Annotated in this window: 5 protein-coding genes; all 5 read right to left on the bottom strand. The window is 46.8% G+C overall.

Going from position 1 to position 19178, the window contains the following annotated elements; all coding sequences use genetic code 11:
* Window positions 1-3 precede the first annotated feature (3 nt).
* The 5 genes from pfaD to CXF80_RS07555 are packed head-to-tail and all read right to left on the bottom strand — an operon-like array spanning window position 4 to window position 18480.
* Entirely contained in the window at window positions 4-1629 is a 1626-nt protein-coding gene (pfaD, locus tag CXF80_RS07575; RefSeq protein WP_101032306.1) for an eicosapentaenoate synthase subunit PfaD, read from the bottom strand.
* Window positions 1630-1657: 28 nt separating this feature from the next.
* Window positions 1658-7561 (bottom strand): hotdog fold thioesterase, encoded by a 5904-nt coding sequence (locus CXF80_RS07570; protein WP_101032305.1) that lies wholly within the window; start codon window positions 7559-7561, stop codon window positions 1658-1660.
* Window positions 7558-9696 carry a PfaB family protein gene (locus CXF80_RS07565; protein ID WP_232772057.1) on the bottom strand — a complete coding sequence of 713 codons (2139 nt, stop codon included), beginning with the start codon at window positions 9694-9696 and terminating at the stop codon, window positions 7558-7560. Before CXF80_RS07565 ends, CXF80_RS07570 begins: the two co-directional genes overlap by 4 nt.
* Entirely contained in the window at window positions 9693-17615 is a 7923-nt protein-coding gene (locus tag CXF80_RS07560; protein WP_101032304.1) for a type I polyketide synthase, read from the bottom strand. Before CXF80_RS07560 ends, CXF80_RS07565 begins: the two co-directional genes overlap by 4 nt.
* Window positions 17599-18480: a helix-turn-helix domain-containing protein gene (locus CXF80_RS07555; protein ID WP_101032303.1), complete on the bottom strand. Its 882-nt coding sequence runs from the start codon at window positions 18478-18480 to the stop codon at window positions 17599-17601. The genes CXF80_RS07560 and CXF80_RS07555 overlap by 17 nt, the downstream gene beginning before the upstream one ends.
* Between the last annotated feature and the right edge of the window lie 698 nt (window positions 18481-19178).

Genomic DNA, 19178 nt, shown 5'->3' with positions numbered 1-19178 from the left:
CTATTATTTAACTTGGTCTACTGGGCGCCAGCGCTGTAATGCTACGGGAAGGCTAACACCTTGTGCCGTTAATAAATTCACTCGAGCTAAATAGGCTGCACCGTGCATTAAATGCTTGGCCAAATCGACGGCGTGACGTTGAGTGTAATCATCTAAATAGCTGCCTTTAGCCCACGCATTGAATGCTCCAAGCGAAGGACCTGCCCAAATTTGATAATCCATCTCGCGACCCACTTCACCCGTGTTTGACCAGCGACTTGATAAGCCTAAATACCAACGGAAAATCAATGCCATTTTACGTTTTGGATTGTCTTTAGCGCGTTCAATCTGTTTGGGATCTCGTTCATTAAAATGTGCCACAGTGCCGGCCCAAATATCATCAAGGCTTGAGCGAAATACTTGTTTTTCAAGTTTTTCACGCTCGTCGCTTGGTATGGCTTCGATTGAGTCATAGCGAGTATAAATTTCGTATAGTTTGTTGGCGCGCATGGGAAATAATGTGCCGCGTTTGACCACTTGTAACTTAACGCCCATTTCGAACATATCGGCGGCTGGCGCCATCGTCACATCGGCCATTTCTGTGGTGGCCAGTAATTTACGCGTATGCTCGCTGGCGCCGGCTTCCACGCAGGCTTGGTTGATGGAGCCGGTAACAATATAAGCAGCGCCCATATGAAATGTTGCCAATGCAGCATCAGGGGTGCCCACACCACCGCCAGCACCGACGCGGAGAGGCGTTTTGTAATTGTACTGCGCTTGCACTTGATCTTTTAGTGCCAAAATAGTGGGCAGTAAGGTGACTAATGGACGATTGTCGGTATGGCCACCAGAGTCGGCTTCTGCGGTAATATCATCTGCCATTGGCACTAATTGCGCTAATGCCATTTGTTCAGGCGTAATCAAACCGTCATCAACCAGTTGTTGGAGCATTTTTACTGGTGCGGGTTGCATAAACTTAATCGCTACTTCAGTACGGCTGATTTTAGCGATCACTTTATTGTCGATTTGAATATCACCGTGAACGTCACGGCTTAAGCCTGCTGCGCGGTAATAGACAATTTGAGGGGTTAACCCCAAAAATGCAGAGGCTTCGACGGTACGCACTTTATGCTTCAAAAACAGCTCGACACTGCCACGCTCTAGTGCGGGCTCACTCGGGCTGTGAATTAAATTAAACGCATAAGGGCCATTAGGCAGCGCCGTTTGAATGCGCTTAATGGCTTGTTCAACTCGTGATGGAATTAACCCCGCGGCGCCAAATGAGCATAAAATACCGGCTTGACCTAATGCGATAACCAGCTCTTCAGAGGAAATACCATTCGCCATGGCGCCAGCATAATAGGCGTATTTTACCCCATGCACGCGGCGGAAATTACTGTCACCTAAACTTTGGGTGCCTAGTGCAGGCGCAAAGGCGCTGACAGGTAGTGCATGGGCCGCTACGGCATCGGTCACCACTTGAGCCTGTTGCGCCACACCTAAGCCTTGCTGTGTATCGTTAACCACATAACATGGTTGCGATAAATCTTTGAGCTTTTTGTTCATCCCAGCGTGATCAAAACAGCAGTTTTGCAAGCTAACTTGCCATGGCCAAGGTGAAAGCTTTTCGTGTTGTAATTGAGTTGACATTATTTTTATTTCCTTGAAAAGCAAGCGGCTAAGCTTCTTCAATACAAATTGCGATATCTTTGACTTCGTAAATACGCAGGCCATCTTTGCTTAAATTGGCATCACCAATAATGATGCGCTTACCGTGTTCATCTTTAATGGCACTGATATGAACATCGAGCGACATTTGTTTGTTTAATGGATTAATCTGACCGCGATATTTCCATTTTATGTCAGATAATATCTGCCCAAATTTCGGGTTAGTGAAACCTTTACCTAAGTCTGTACTGATGGCGTAAGTTTGCATTAACTCGATGATAGCTTCAACGCCTAATGAACCTGGCATTACCGGATCTTGATGGAAATGGAATTGGAAGAACCAATCACTTGGATCAATCGTGCGAGATGCCGACAAATAACCGTTACCATATTTACCGCCTTTAAGCACCATTTCAGCCGTGTCGATAAAGTTAAGTTGGCCACCGGCTAAACGATAATGTGGCTGGTGGGCAGGAGCATTAAATAATCGCGACTGCTTATCCAGTAAGTTGACGCTGACATCTGCAGCCACATTATTGTCGAGGTGCCATGGCTGGGTTATTTTGCCGTTATCTATGCCGAGCTGGTTTTTAAGTGCGTCACCTTTAAAGTAGCCAAACACTGCGCTGCCGGTGTAAAACGGCTCGTTATCGACGCTTAGCTCAAATGTGAAGCTTTGAATAATATTACTACCAGCGATGACAGTAGACAGCAAACGTGAGTCATTGACGATAGTTTTGCCGCGTAAATCGACTTCGCGCAGTAGGGTGCCGTGACCATCTAAGTTGCGGAAAAACAGTTCTTGCCCAGGAAAACCAAGAGTGGTGCCCATGTAGCCGGAAATAAAGCCATTAGGTTGTAATGAAATCTCCATTAACACCGAATAAGGCATTACAGTCTGGTGGCTGTTGTTAGCAAAGTACCAGGCATCTGCCGGCACTTCGTATTCAGCGATACAAGACGATGGCTTTTTCAGTTCGCCGCGCTTACCGTTAATGTCAACCACGCGAGTGGTTAACTGTAAATCGCCACAAGGCGTGCGCGGTGGGATCAGTCCGCGGTAGATACTAAAGTCAGGCCCGAAGCATTTTTCGATATCGCCAGTGGCAAATTCGAACATATGGTATGGCGTAAATGGCACGGTATCGGGTACGCGGTTGGCATACTTTGAATCGGCGCTCACTTGCGGCGCGGGAATATGTTTAAGTGGAATAACGCCCTTGTTACTTGGGGCATTTAAATCTGGAACTTGCGACATTAATGGGGCTTTGTTGGCAATAATTTTGCTGCTAGCGTTTGAATTTACAGCAGGGGTAGTGCCTGCTGTATCTAACGACAGAAGCGGGTAACGAGTGCATTCAGCTTCTTCTTTAATCATCACCCCAAGATTTTGGAAATCAACCACCACCTTGCCATTGAGCAAAATATCAATGTTAGCTTTGGCATAGGGACGAGGATGAATACCTATTTCGGTGACCTCCATGCGATAAGTCAGCTCAGCGGTTTGTGGCAACACTTGGCCACGACAACGCACTTTTTGTGAGGCATTTTCCAGTGGCTGGAAGCGACCATTGTCAACCAGAGTGTGCATCCCAATGTGGACCATAAAGAATTGCAGTAATTGACCACAACCTTCTGCCATTAACGAGCCAGCCATGACTTGGTCGCCTTGGAAATGACACGGGAAATACCAGTGATCTGGCGCAATGTGTTTATGACCTTCAAGTAAGCCTAAGCCCCACGCGCCACCGTGCACTTGAAGCTGGCTAACACGCTCAATCATTAAGAACTTTTCTGAGGCAAAACAAAGCGATTTTTGCAGCCCATTTTGCAGTTGGTGACCAACATGTTCGCCGCCAAAACAGCTGCCAATATCAGCGGTTAATAAATGATGAATTTGGCCATAGTCAAACGCCGTTTGGTTACAATGCAGTAATGGTGTAAAGGTCGGTTTATTCGGATTATTAAGTACTTGTTGACGAAGTTTAATTTCCTCTTCGGTATGGATCACCCCTTTCCCATCGGCCAGTTCTTGGTCGGTAAAGAAGCCTGCGCAGCCGCCATCCATTTTGAGGATCATCTTGTCGCCAACAAAGCATTCGTACGAGAAGAAGAATAATAGCGTGTCGCCATTGCTGGCAAAGTTGTTGATTTTAATGTCGTAACGCAGGGTATCGCCGCCGCGAGGTAAATCAGCTAAGAAGGTCAGGGTGCAATCAAGTAATCGATAAACCCGCTCACCCTTGTTTTCAAAATCGATGCCTAAATAACTGATCAACATTAAATCGCACTGACCTGATTCAACGGCTACAGCCCAAGGGATTTGACCATCGACTAAGTAGGGCGCATCAACCGGGATGTCGTATTCTGTGGTCATTGAACAGGGTTGGTATTGATTTATGGTCGCATCAAGTTTAGTGACGCGCGACACCAATAAATAGTCGGTGGTTGGCAGTCTTACTCGGCGAGAATAACTGTCGATAATGGCGTAATCTGGACCAAATACCTTGGCAATATCACCTTCAGCATACTCGACTAAATCAGCGTAGTTCCAAATACAGGGTTTGTCTGCCGGCGTCGGCGCAGTGTAAGCAGGTACGAAGGCATGATTGGGCTGGATTAACTGCGCAGGAATAGCTGTTGAGGCGTTAACGTCAACATTTACAACAGGCTGTGAAGCAACTGAAACCAGAGGCGCTGGCTGGGCGGTAAAACCGGCTAATTGCGAGCGTAATAAACTGTCCGCCACTTTTAAACCTGCATCTCGACTGGTTAAATAGGCTAAATGCGCTTGTTGCGCTAACCATTGGTTTTGCTGAAATGCGCTTAAATGTGCGAGTGGAATAGTAAGCTTGGCCACACTGGCGACCCTTGGTTGCTCTGGCGTTGAAATGGTTTTTTCTGACATAAGAGACTCGGCGATTTGCTCGCTATGATTAACACTAAAATGGCTGCTGTCACAGGTGGTTTGTGGCTTAGTAATATCAATGTTGTTAGCTGTTGCTGGGGCTATTATATTGGCACATTGACCCACAATGCTGTCGAGGCATTCAAGTGGACTATCAATAATATGCTGATAGATATCGCGACCGCCTAAACTGACTTGCTTAATTAAACTTACCTTACTGCCCGTGGCTAATTGTTGAGTTAAATTATTGCTCAGTCGAGCGTGCAATGCTTGTTGTTGCGCCGCCGAAACCGACAAATTCACTTGTGAGTATTGTTTTTCACTATTGGTGAAGACACTGGCATTGATAGCGGTTTTATTGATGTGACGTGTTTGCACTAAAGCATGCAGCACACTGGCCATGCCAGAGGCGGCAAATGTATGACCGAGAATGTCATGCGCTTTACAGATTAGCGTCGCCGAATTAGCGGCTGTCGATGCATCCGCTATCCCTTGGGCAAACTGCTGGCCTTGCTCTGAGAATAAGCATTCCGGCGCTTGGTTTAACTCGATAAGGTCTGCCGCAATGGTGGCGGGCTCTTGCGACAATGGATCAAAATCAATGCTGTCGATACTGGCATAGCTGTGAAGGCTAGTGTGTTCGGCATTGGTTTGTTGCAGCACTAGCGCGCCAGCCCCTTCGCCTACTAGCCAATCAGTTGAACCCAAGCCTTTGGCATTAAGTTTAGCGGTATTGAACAACATGTTTTCAATACTGCCAGACAGATCCACGGCGGCAATAACGATTGCATCTAAAGGCTCTTGTAACGAGCCAAGGGCAAACAAGTTTTGTGCTACATCAATACAGCGATTAACTGACTGCTCGCCCGCTGAAATGGTAAACGCTGGACCATTGAAATCCCACAATGAGGCGATCCGCGACGCCATAATATTGCCAATAAAGCTGGTGTACTGGTTAAGCTTGGCTGCATCTAACACACTGTCCATTGCAATCGCTTCTAAGCTGTTATATTCCGCACTGGATAACTGGATCCCTTGGGCATTAAGGCTTTGAGCTATTTGGCTGTGTAAGTTAACTCGTCCGCGAAATTGGTGTAACTCAAGTTCGGTTTCCATGGCGACTAACACGGCCACTTTGCTGCCTGGTGTTAACTTGGCATCGACAATGGCTTCATTGGCTATCTTGATTAACAGCAGCTGTTGAGAGATCAGCCGGTCATCTTCATTAGGCGGCACTTTAAAACGTAAGAAATCAAAATCGAATTGATCAATATACGCGCCCTGTGGTACTTGATTAATGCCATATTGGGCCAATAACTCTGGGTGTTTGTCTAAGCCTTTCCAGCGCTTTTTTGGCAATGGGATAAACAGTGCTTGCTTGGCGATGATGTTATCAGCCAGTGCATCGATACTGCTGCATTGGCCAAAATGCGCGGCCATACCGGTAATGTGCATCGGCGTTTCGGCATTGACTAATGCACTATTATTAGATTGGCTACTATTGAGCAAAGCCTTGGTAGCGACGGCTTGAGCCGGAGCCGGAGCTTGATATGACTCAATCAGTAAATGGGCATTACAGCCACCAAAACCAAATACCGATACCCCCGCATGGCGGGCTTTATTGCCTGCTTTATCGGGCCAAGGCAACACCACGTTTTGTAAGGTTGCTTGACCAAATAATCCATTAGGCGAGGCGATAGGCGCACTAATATTAATACTGGGTGGCAACACGCCTTGGCGCATCGCAAAAATCATTTTCATGATCCCGGGCATGCCTGCGGCGGTGAGTAAATGGCCTAAATTGGATTTTGCTGAACCAATCAGTGGTGTCGCGCTGCCTTGAAGCTTATCTTCAAAAAACCGCTCCATTGAGGTGAGTTCAACTTTGTCACCTAATGGCGTACCGGTTGCGTGACATTCAATCACTTCAATACTGGCGGGGGTAATACTTGGGTCTATTGCCGCTGCATCGCGATAAGCACGTTCAAATGCTTGTACTTGGCCTTTACTGTTTGGGCTTAACACAAACTGGCCTTTACCGTCGTTTGATAAGCCGATACCACTGACTAAAGCGTAAATATGGTCGCCATCACGCTCAGCATCTTCAAGACGTTTAAGCACTAATACCCCAGCACCTTCGCCAGCGAACAAGCCTTTACTGTTTTGATCAAACGGAGCTGAAATGCCGTGGTCGGGATAGGCGTGAAATATCGAAAATCCCATATTGATAAAGAAGGGATCGGCACCTGACACTGCGCCGGCAAGCATCATGTCTGCTTTGCCAGTATGCAAGTAATCGCACGCCAGTTTTAAGGCGTAAACCGAGCTGGCACATGCCGCATCTAAACTGAGCTGCGTACCACCTAACCCCAGAGCATCGGCAACGATTTTTGAGGCGTTATGGGCAATGGCACCATTACGCAAATTAACTGTCTGAGCTTTCGCATGTGCATTAGTTTGTGGCTGCTGGTCAACAGATTGCTGATCAAAGTGCTTATCATAGCGCTCATTAAAAGAATGCAGGCTGAAGTTTGGCTGTTGTAGTTTGGTTTGTAGGGCTTTTTCTACCGCACTATGATAAAGCGGCACAAATAGCTCGTTAGATTTTGCCGTAGGAAATGATAAGGTTCCCATGACAATACCTGTGCGTTTGAGCAAGCTATTGTCTAGATCAATACCCGCATCCGTTAAAGCATTACGCGCAGTGTCGGTTGCCCACAAGAAGCTTTCATCTAAACCATCAAAGGCGTCACTCGCAATACGATATCCGTTTGGATTAAAGCTAAACCCTTGGATATAACCGCCTTTATCGCAATAAAACCGGTCTGACTCGCCTTGAACGCCCAAGTAGTCACTCGGTGAAGCATTGAGTTTGTTGGCACTGATTTGGCTGCGTGAGTCTTTTTTTTCTAATAAATTTTGCCAAAACGATGCAGGGGTATCCGCATCTGGATACTGATTGGCTAAGCCAACAATGGCTATTTTAGGGATCGCTTGAGAACTCAATGAGGTTCTCCTTCTAATGATGTTTCACTATTACGAATGAGAGATGAGCCGTCGGCTAACGCCGCCTGCTGGGATAATGTGTTAATTGTATCGTTAAGGCTGCGGATAAAGGGGCTTAATGACATCGGCACTCGATGAGTGATTAATTGCCCCAGACATTTAAGTAAACTGCTAATATCGTCGCCGCCTTTTGCATTAACAGCCATCGCATTGACTTTTGCATGGACCTTCGCTGGAGACGAATCGCTACTCTGAGCATTGATTTTATCAATTAAAGTGGTTATTTGACGATCTGCACCGACTTCAACAAACAAACGACAGCCATGGTGGCGAGCTTTATGGATCAATTGAGTAAAGTCCAATTGATGACAAAAGGTATCGGCTATCGATTGGGCAATGGCGTGTGAGGTTAACGCAACCGGATCTGCCTCGGCGGCTGAGATAAACTGTAATTGGTGGGGTAAATTCTCCACAAGCGGTTGCTGATAAAACTGGCTAACAGACGTGGTAATATTCAGTGCCGCAGGTGTGTGCATAGCGGTGACGCGATTAGCCGCAATGCCGCGTTTACCCGCTTGTTTTAACAAGGCTATACAACTGGATTCACAGCCAGCGATAACGCAGGTATCACCTTGGATAATGGCAATATAAGCCCGCGGGTGATCCGCTAAATGGGGCGTGAGTTCATCGATGCTCGCACGAGTGACAAAGCTGTTCCACACAATGGTTTCGTCATCGGCTAATTGCCATTGCTGGCGAACACAGCGGAGCTCGCCAGAAATATCTTGGCTAAAAATACTGCTGTTTTGCGTCGCGGCAATCATGCTGTGCGGTGCCTGCCATACGTTTAAACTGGCCCACATGGCCGCTTCACCCATGGAGTAACCCAAAGCAAAGCGGGGCTCAATGGCAAACTCTTGCTGCAACAGTTTAGTTAATATATAACTGGCTCCAACGCCGGCAATCGCCAATTGACTCAGACTCATCTGTGCTGCACGGCTGTTATCTGCGCCATAGAGATATTCAGTTTGTAACATCGATTGCATGTCACCTTGGTTTTCAAGTTCGGCATATAAATCCGGGAAAACCAGTCCCAATTGACTAAGCATGTTTGGATAGACGGTGCCTACGCCGGGATAAACAAAACTTAAGCCATGATGACCAAGCGGCGCTGAATAAAAGCAACTGCCGGCAGGGGTTTTATATTCTATGGCTGCATTTGAGCTTTGGGCAAGATCGCCATTAGCCGACATCTTTGACATCATTGCGTTGACTTCTTGCACCAATCCACTGCGGTCCGCTGCCATTAATACCAAGGCTAGGGGCGCATCCGTTTGATAATCTACCAATGTGGTGTTGATAAGCTTGAGTAGGCTAAGGTCGTCAGCAGCAGTTGAGTTTAACTGCGTAGAAAAGTCCATCAGCTTAGTGCGTAATTGCGCTAATGAAGCTGCGCAGAGTGGCAACCATAAACGCTGAGTATTGATCAATGCCTTGGCGGCGATTAGCGCACGTCCTTGGGTTAGGATCATTGCCTGAACACCCGCGGCCGCTGGATAACATAAGGCCGCCACCCGACTTTGGTGTAGTGTGCTAAACCAATATTGACTGTTGCTGTTGTCTTTGGATGGTATACAGCGACTGGCGATAGACTCGACCAGGTTTACCATTGTCGTCAGCGCTGTTTGTGGATGAGTGTTGGCATGAGTACCAGCATTAGCATTAGCACTGGAAGTAGCACTGCCATCTAGCGCGACAATCTGCGGCTGAGCATGCAGACGTTTTGCATGGGCAAGGGCGAGTGTTACCGCTTCAACTTGATTGTCACCAACTGCAATGCCATTGATATAAGCATGAGCATGCACGCCGTGTTTAGCGGCAATCAGCCCCGGCATTATCCACAGTCGATCGCCAATATTGACCATGTCATTGTGGGTGGATGATAGTGTCTCAAAGCTGTGTAATAACGCCAATTCAAAGCCATCGACACGTTGAGTGTCAATGGCAATGAAGTGCTCATTTACCGAGTCAACATCAGGCTTGCTTAGCAACAATGCCAAGCGCATTGGCTTGGTTTGTTGCTCCGCAATACGCTCACTAATACTGCTCTGCGTTATGTTGCTTGATGCCGTCACACTGTTTCCTTGCTGTGGTGAGAAAGTTCAGCACCAGCAGCTTGATGTGCAATAAATGCCCCATTCAAACTTTTGCTAATGGTCACTTTAGCGTTAAGCATTTGGCAACTCAGGCGGCCATCTTGATGATATAAACTCACGTTAGCGATTAGCATTCTGCCACTGTGTTTAACCACATTCAGTTGAATATAACCTTTATCACCATTAGCAAATGGCCAAGCGGTGACACATTCACCGGTTGATGACGGTAAACTTGCGGCACCGTATTTCAGTCTCGCCCATACCAGCATGGCTTGTAGCAGCAAATCTTCAGCGAAAATTTGGCTGCCACCTAATGCCGATGACGGGATAAAACCTTGGCAGTCTGCGGCATTAATCTGCGGTAATTGCACTCGGCACAGTAGCTGAGCATCATCAAATGCTAGCACCTGATTTATCCCTTGCAAACGCGGGCCATGAAACAAGGTTCCGTTTTGATACAGTTCAGCCCCTGAGTTCAATGGCACCATGTGCGACCACTTTGTCAGACTCGCAGTATCAATCGCTGGCTTGGTGATCTCAGTTGCCAAAATGGCACTATTGATCACCAATGTCGCTTGGTATTGCGGTTTCATGGCTGCACTTGGCTCATTGAGCAGACGAGAGGAGATCTGCGCGCTGATCCCAGCCTCCGTTTGGCTTAGCTCAAGTTGCAACAAATGTGGCTCATTGGTGTCAAAAATAACCCCTTTAAGCAATTTGTATTCAGCAATACTGACAGGCACATGACATAAAATTTCTGCCGCATCACGCATCCACTGCATGGCGCATACTGTCGGCAATACCGGATTGCCAGCAATACAATGGTCGCTAACAAAAGGCATTTCAGCCGGAGTTAAGACTCGAGTCACCGTCATGCTGATAGGATCAGTAGCCGATGTCTTAGTCTCAGATGTCTTAGTCGTAAATGCTTTAGTAGCAAATTTCAGCGAACCCTTGGCGATAAGCAAAGCGTCCGCATTAGGCTTTTTTGCAGCATTATCCTGTTCTGACGAGCCTTGCATATCAGAGCCAATGAGCAGTTGCGCCCCTTGTTGGCTTAATAAACTGTGGGCAAATAACTCGGCACCCGTTTGTAGCGGAATAACGTAAACGCCACGTTCAACAAACATTTTCTTTAATGCTGAACTGACCATACCGCCATCCCAAGGGCCCCAGTTAAAACTCATCACTTTAGCTTGCGGTAAAGTGTGCGCCAGTTTCAGTGCGGTTTTATTGAGGATTTCATTGGACATAGCATAATCACTCTGACCGCTATTACCGTAAAAAGCGGCAGCCGATGAAAACAGCGCAATAAGCTTAATCTGTTGTGGGTCGAGTGCGTTAAGGATGCTCGCAAGCCCAGTCACTTTGGTGTGGTAGACGCGGTTAAGCTCATCCAAGGTTTTGTCTTGTATATGCTTGTCGGCTAACACACCGGCGCCGTGGATAATGCCATTGATAATTAGCTTTTTGCCGTTGGCAGCGGTTAATCCAGCAAGTGCATCTGTTACCGCTGTGGCATCGCTGACATCCATCGATACATATTGGGCACTGGCACCGACCTTGCCAAAAGCGGCTAACGCACGATCGATTTCTAGGCTGCTGCTTATCGGCCACACTAGCGCATCAATCTGTTTTGGCGTGGGTTTATTACCTTGCGATTGAATATAAGCAATGGCAGCGGCTTTTAACTCAGAGGCTTGCTTGCCTTGAGCCCAAACCGGTAAGTCGCTAGCAAAATGTTGGCTGCGACCTGCTAACACAAAATGTGATTGGCACTGTTTGGCTAAGGTGAGGGCGCATTCAAACGTTACGCCTTTTGCGCCGCCGGTGACCAAAATAGTGTCATTACTATCAAGTGTTGCTGGCGCAAATTGCTCGCTGGCATTGGCTGCAACTAATGTCACTCGGCCTTGCTGACTGATCCCCACTTCGTTAATGCGATCTTCGCTTGCATTGGCACCATCGATATCAAACAACTCTGCTACGATAGCATCAGCAAAGGCGCTTGCATCAAGGTTATTAGCAATGTCTAAGGCGCGGCAAAACACCTGTGGCCACTCATGGCTTAAGGTTTTGCTAAGCCCAGACAAGGCTGCTTGGTTAAGTTCTGCTGTCGCTAATTGGCTATTATCTAAGTAACCAAACCCACCGTCTAAACGACTCACAGTAAAGTAGCATAAGCGTGAAGATGTTGGCTTAGCGAATTCTGGGTGCAGATGCTTGGCCCATAAAAATGCATTGTCGACCGCAGCTTTAGCGGCAACCGTGCACGACATTAATTCGCTGCTGTTGGCTGTGGCTTGCGGCTGCAAATGAACAAAGCCCGCAATGGCCTGTTCAGCACCAATGTCGGCCTTAATATCGGCAATGACCTTGGCAATTTGTGCATCATCAATGCTATTCAAGGTGTAGCTTTTAATATCACTGCTTAATGGCGAATGCGCCACACTGATGGTTTGTGGGTGACGAATAACGGCGACGGTTAATCCCTTTGCATTGAGCTTTTCAGCCAGTAAACCTGCGTTGTGGCCATCGTCTGTGATGACAATACAAGTTGCTGTTGAAAAACAATCCAGGAGTTTATCCGCCGCTGGTAACTTTTTTAGCGCTACCTCGCTATGTGGAGGTAATGTTGTGGTGTCTAATTCAAGCTTGTTTGCGCTTAATGCTGGGGTTACTACTTCGGCAACTATGCCAGCAGCAGGCAGCTTGGTCTGCATGTAGCTGACAATTTCACCTAAGGTGCGACACTCGGCTAAATCTTCAGGGTTCAGTTCTGGTAAGCCTGGCAGCTCATCTTGCACTGTGCCTAAAATCTCGACGCGCTTAATGGAGTCGATACCTAAATCGGCTTCCATGTCCATACTCAGTTCAAGCATTTCAGCAGGGTAACCGGTTTTGTCGGCGACCACGCTTAACATCGTACGCTGGACGTTTTCTGCGCTTAAGCTGGTTGATTCAGGTGCAGCAGTGATAGACCCTGCTGTTGCTGTTACCGATGTTGATCCCGTTGACGCTACAGTAACCGTGCTAACCGCAGGCAGTTTGGTCTGCATGTAGCTGACAATTTCACCTAAGGTGCGACACTCGGCTAAATCTTCTGGGTTCAGTTCTGGTAAACCGGGTAGTTCGTCTTGCACTGTACCTAGAATTTCAACCCGCTTGATGGAATCGATGCCGAGGTCGGCTTCCATATCCATGCTCAGTTCAAGCATTTCAGCTGGGTAACCGGTTTTGTCGGCTACCACTGACATCATGGTGCTTAATACAGTATCAGCACTCAAGCCCGTTGTTGCAGGTGCTGATGAAGATACCGTTGCTACTGGAGCGACTGTGCTGGCCGCAGGCAGTTTGGTTTGCATATAGCTGACGATTTCGCCCAAGGTGCGACACTCGGCTAAATCTTCTGGGTTCAGCTCAGGTAAGCCTGGTAGCTCATCTTGTACTGTGCCTAGAATTTCGACGCGCTTAATCGAGTCGATACCAAGGTCTGCTTCCATGTCCATGCCAAGTTCAAGCATTTCAGTTGGGTAACCGGTTTTGTCGGCGACGACGCTGAGCATAGTGCGTTGGACGCTTTCAGCGCTTAAGCCAGTTGAGCTAGCAGGTGCGGCAGTGTCGACTGTGGTTGAGGCTGAAACCGCATTAGCAGCTGGCAATTTAGTTTGCATGTAGCTAACGATTTCACCCAAGGTGCGGCACTCGGCTAAATCTTCTGGGCTCAGTTCTGGTAAACCTGGAAGTTCATCTTGTACTGTGCCTAAAATTTCAACGCGCTTAATGGAGTCGATGCCTAAATCGGCTTCCATGTCCATGCCAAGTTCAAGCATTTCGGTTGGGTAACCAGTTTTGTCGGCAACCACATTGAGCATAGTACGCTGGACGTTTTCAGCTGTTAAGTCAGTTGATGCCGGTGCAGCAGTTTCTACCGAGGTTGATCCCGTTGACGCGACAGCAACCGCGTTAGCAGCAGGCAATTTGGTTTGCATGTAGCTAACGATTTCACCCAAGGTGCGACATTCAGCTAAATCTTCTGGGCTCAGTTCAGGTAAGCCTGGAAGCTCTTCTTGCACTGTGCCTAAAATTTCAACGCGCTTAATGGAGTCGATACCTAAATCGGCTTCCATATCCATACCAAGCTCGAGCATTTCAGTTGGGTAACCGGTTTTGTCGGCGACCACATTGAGCATAGTGTCTAACACTTGTTGCTGTGTTAGTCCGGCTGTTGGTACAGAAACCGCTGCTGAGCTAACTTGCTGAGCCACAGGAGCTTGAACAGGTATACTGGCTGTCGGTTGAGATTGAACCGCTTGAGCCGCTTGAGCTGTTTGAACCTGAGCTGAAGCTGGAGCAACAGGTGCTACCACTGGCGAAGGTATTGCTGCTTGATCTATGTGGTTTGACTGCACAAAAGCAGGCTGTACTGATGCAGCAGATACTGATGCAGGCATAGCCGCTGGCGTTTGCCCTTGCAACATGGCTAATGCAGCTTGGCTTGCTTGTGCTTGCAGTGTTAAGAATTGAGTATGACTTTGCAATGTTTGTGCTTGATGCTGGTGGAACATCTCCATCGAACGTTGCAAGCTTTCTGGAATGGCTAATCCCGATGACGCCATTTGTGCTTGGGCTGTCATCAGGTGAGCAAAGGTATCACCATATTGCTGTGGGATAGCTAAAAACTGCTGATGTAATTCAGCTGTTTGTTGCTGCGCTGCAAAAAATGCACCGATACTATCGGCCGACGCTGACACATTTGAGCGAACCGGTTGAGCTTTAGCTACAGGAGCGGCTGCAGCTAAAGGTGCAGCTACTGCAGATGCTGGTGCTTGAGCTGGTGCGGATGTTGCTGGCACTTCAATATATTCAGTTTTAATGACTTCTTTTTCCACAATTTTTTCCACTACTTTCTCGACAGGCACTTCCACTGTCTGGCTGGTAACTGTGCCAGTTTGCAGTGACTTGTTCATTTTGGCTTGGGTGTTGGGACTAATATAATTGCTGGCAGTTAACTTGACGTTCATCGGTGAGACTTTTGCAAGCTCAGCGATAGGCGCTTGATATGGGTCAACCTCAGTTAACGTCACACCTAACACTGCAAGCTGGCAAGCAGCTTGACGCAGTTGGGTATCACTGCTGCCCTTTGGATTAGGATTTAAGCTAACCACACTCACAGGCTCAGCTTTATTGCCTAATGTTGCCTCAACCAGTTTTTGGAGAATGTTTTTCGGACCAAACTCAACAAATACCCGTGCGCCAGCGTCGTACATAGCTGTTAATTGCTCGCTAAAACGAACCGATTGCAGCATATGATCAGTCAATGCCGCCTTGATTGCTTTGGGATCATTAGGATGTGCTTTGCCGGTGCCGTTGGCATAAAGACTCAATTTTGGCTTGGCAAATTTGACCTTGCCGATTGCGGTAGCAAAGGGTTGCTGAGCATGTGCCACCAATGGGGTGTGGAACGCGCCAGAAACGGGCAGGGCAATCGCTTTAAAGCCAAGCTCGGTGCTGATAGCTTGTGCCGCTAAGGCGCATGATGCTGTTGGCCCTGCAATAACAAGTTGGGTTGGTGCATTATAATTAGCCACCTTTACGCCTTCAAATGCACTGATGCACTTTTCAACTTGTTCAGTGCCTTGCTCAACCGATTGAGCCGGAACAATAATCGCGTACATTACCCCAGCGTCTTGATCTTTAGGCGTGGCAGCCATTGCTTGGCCACGAGCAAAGGCCAATTGATAATAATCAGCTTGGCTAATAACGCCTGCAGCACATAATGCTGACAATTCACCAAAACTATGACCAGCAACCATGTCGGCGGTAAAACCTGCTTGAGTCAATAATGCATATTGGCCCATGCTGACCGCACCAATAGCACTTTGGGCATTAGCTGTATTGGTTAATGCTGCGTGTTGTGCGGCAATATCGTCGGCTTCAAAAGCAGGATTTGGGTACATAACTTGCGACAATTGTGTTTGCTTATGTTGGGCAAATACCTTGTCGGCCTGCATCAGTTGTTGACGCATTTCTGGATACAAACAGGCTAAATCTGCACCCATGTTTAGATACTGCGCCCCTTGTCCGGCAAATAATGCCGCCACTTTATGGCTTGCCGATTCAGGATGGATCAATGCTTGCGCGCGATAACTTGTGCCTGAAGGTAATTGCCAGCTGTCGGCAGTATTTGAGCTTAACTGCGCTTGCGCTTGCGTTAGCTGAACGGTTAAGTCTGCTAATGAAGCAACGACTAAGCCTATGCGTGCCGCATTCGGGGCGATGGTATTTAAGGCAAATCGTTTGCCTAAGTCGGCTAAGACAATTTCTTGACGATTTTGCTGTGTGGTATCAACGCCATTAACTTCAGCTTGAAGTGCCGTTAATTGAGCCTGTAATGCGGCTTTGTTTTGCCCATGGATTAACAGCGTTTGTGGCACTGAACGTTGACGATACTTATCACCTCGAACATGTTCTTGACGATACTCTTCCAATACGATGTGGAAGTTAGTGCCGCCAAAACCAAAAGCACTAACACCGGCGCGTCGCGGGGTATTGTCTGCTCTTGGCAACCATGGACGGGTTTCAGTGTTTAAATAAAATGGCGAGTCCTGAATGTTTAATTTTGGATTCGGCTTACTGACGTTAATGGTCGGAGGCAAGACTTTATGATGCAGCGCCAGCGCGACTTTAATGACCCCAGCGGTTCCTGCTGTCGATTTAGTGTGACCTACTTGCGATTTAACCGACCCAAGGGCAATGTGCTGTTGGGTATCATTATCTTCAGTAAACACCGATTTCAGGCCATTAAATTCTGCCACATCGCCAGCTGCAGTACCGGTACCGTGGGCTTCAATTAAGCCAACAGTGTTCGGTGCAAAACCGGCATCATCATAAGCACGTCTTAATGCTTTAGCTTGGCCTTCTGGGCGAGGTGCATAAATACTTTTAAATTTACCATCTGATGACGAGCCAACGCCTTTGATAACAGCATAAATGCGGTCACCATCGCGTTCAGCATCATCAAGGCGTTTAAGCGCCATCATGCCAATACCTTCACCAATCATCATGCCTTTTGAATCAATATCGAAAGGTTGAATGGTGTCATTAGTGGTAAATGCCGGTGTTTTTGAAAAGCTCATGTACATTGATGGAGAGTTGTCGGTACACACGCCACCGGTGAGCATCATGTCACTGCGACCTTCAACTAACTCAGTGATGGCCATACGCATAGCCGCCAACGATCCCGCACAAGCGGCGTCAACAACACAATTCATGCCGCCTAAATCAAAGCGGTTAGCGATACGACCAGCAATCACATTGCCAAGGGATCCTGGAAATGAGTTCTCTTCCCAATGGATATATTGGTCTTGAAACTTTTTGATCAACATGTCGGTGTCTTCGTCGCTTAGACCGCTATTTTTAAATACTTTTTTGAGTATAGGGTATTGCAAACGACCACTTAGGCTATGATTGAGCTTTTGACCACCGCCGACGCCCAGTGTAATACCGATGCGATCGGTATCGTACTGTGCATCAATGCCAGCATCAGCCAGCACTTCTTTGGCGACCACTAACGATAATAGTTGCGAGGTGTCTGTTAGTTCGAGGATGTTAGGTGGCAGGCCAAATTCCATTGGATTGAAATCGACTTCAGGTAAAAAACCACCGCGTTTACAGTAAGTTTTATCGGCCATTGATTTATCGGCATTGTAGTAATCTTCAGCATTCCAATGGGTTTCTGGAACGTCGATAATGGCATCAATTTTTTCGCTGATTAAATCCCAAAATTTGTTTAAATAGCGTGAGTTTGCAAAAATACTGGCCATGCCGACAATGGCGACAGGCATGTCTTTTAAGCGTTTGTTTAAACGCTTATCTATATTACTGGATTGGCTCATATGAGTCTCCGTTTGATAACTGAGGTTCAGTTATCTGGTGTTGGGATCCAGCTGCATGAGTGGTGCTAGTGGATACTGCGGCTGGTTGACCTGCTCCAGGAAATCGAGCAAGAAAAGTGTGATAGTTGCGAACCAATAACTTACGTAAATGAAACGGTCCGTGCTTTAAGACATGCGTAATATAGCGATTACTCGCCTGGGTATGGCTGTCTTGGTAAATATCGAGGTAAACCCAGTCAGACTTAAAATCGACCCCAAGCAGAACGGAATAGGCATGTTGTTCTGTTAGTTGAGGCGGAATACTTAACGACACCACTTGCACTACGTTGTCCGGATCTGGACTCGGTAGGGCCAAGGTGTCAGCTAAAGTCTGCGGGTTAACGGTATAGGTTTGAATATTTGCGCCCTGAGTGATCGGCAGCTGATTGAAGAATTTTTCTGGCACAAAAGGGCTATCAAATTCGTCGAGTTTTGACACCCCAAAGCGTTTTAAGCAGCGGGCAAGGCCGGAGCGAGAGACATTGGGGTTGATAAATTGTTGGGTGACTTTTAATAACCTGTCTAAGGGCATCTTTAATTGATAACGCAGGCCCAGCATCACGTACTCTTCCATTGGGGATAGTGTCGTGTTGAGTTTGTGCGGGGTGTTTGGGGTGTTATCAATTGAGTCACGTTTACGCCACTTACGCACGGTGGCTTCGCTGATATTGAGGATTTTGGATAATTGACTGACGCTGTAATCGGATTGCTGAATAAATTGACGCATCTCCGGCGTTGTCGTCGCGTTACGGTGATTAACCGTTTTTTGACGAGGCTTACCCTCAAATAGACTCGACTCTGGATGTGTAGTTATCTTTTTTGTCATCTAGACAGGGATTCCAAATAATCTATTGAGACTTTAGCGCATTTAAACTTACCCATACTTACTTAAGTCATACTTAAAGAAGATAAAAATTAGTCTAAATATCCATTTATGCATATTAACAGAAAGCAGATTACCTGAGGTTTCACTTCGATACAATCACCCGAGACTAAAAACACGCAACGTGTCGCTTAAAAGCCCTCTTTATAGATACAAAGCTCGTAATTTGAAACGGGTGCCTTGTGAAATTCTATTATCCCTTATGTAGGTAGAACAATATAGTCCATGCTTATACTACTGTTATATATGGTTATTAATCGAATCGCTTGTTGGTGGTTCAATGTTCTATTGTGGTTTAACATGCTAACTCAACGCTGACTTTTTGTATTATAACGGATGGATTAATATCACCCTTTATTTGCTCATAAAATTGATTAGGTTTATTGGTATATTGTAAAGTAGATCAATAATTTATTCGTAATGAATTATTAGCTATCCTCTACTAACAATGATTTTACTCGGAGGACAGACTGTTTAGAATGTGGGTAAGCACATAATCTTCGTATGAGATTATTAGCATTCACCTTAGGCGTGAAGTCTGGTGGTTACCCATGGAAATTAGCATTATGTTAATGCTAATACTATTTTTCGCGCCAATTGAGAATCATCGCGATTATTGACAAATTCCTCGCTGAAGAGGG

The organism is Shewanella sp. Actino-trap-3 (assembly GCF_002836275.1).
In the GTDB taxonomy this organism is placed as follows: Bacteria; Pseudomonadota; Gammaproteobacteria; order Enterobacterales; family Shewanellaceae; genus Shewanella; species Shewanella psychromarinicola.
Note: the sequence above shows the minus strand (reverse complement) of the source record. Positions and strands in the feature narration are given on the sequence as shown.

Excerpts from the sequence above, each read along its gene's own strand:
- pfaD (WP_101032306.1), bottom strand. The coding sequence starts at position 1,629 with ATGTCAACTCAATTACAACACGAAAAGCTTTCACCTTGGCCATGGCAA.
- CXF80_RS07560 (WP_101032304.1), bottom strand. The coding sequence starts at position 17,615 with ATGAGCCAATCCAGTAATATAGATAAGCGTTTAAACAAACGCTTAAAA.
- CXF80_RS07555 (WP_101032303.1), bottom strand. The coding sequence starts at position 18,480 with ATGACAAAAAAGATAACTACACATCCAGAGTCGAGTCTATTTGAGGGT.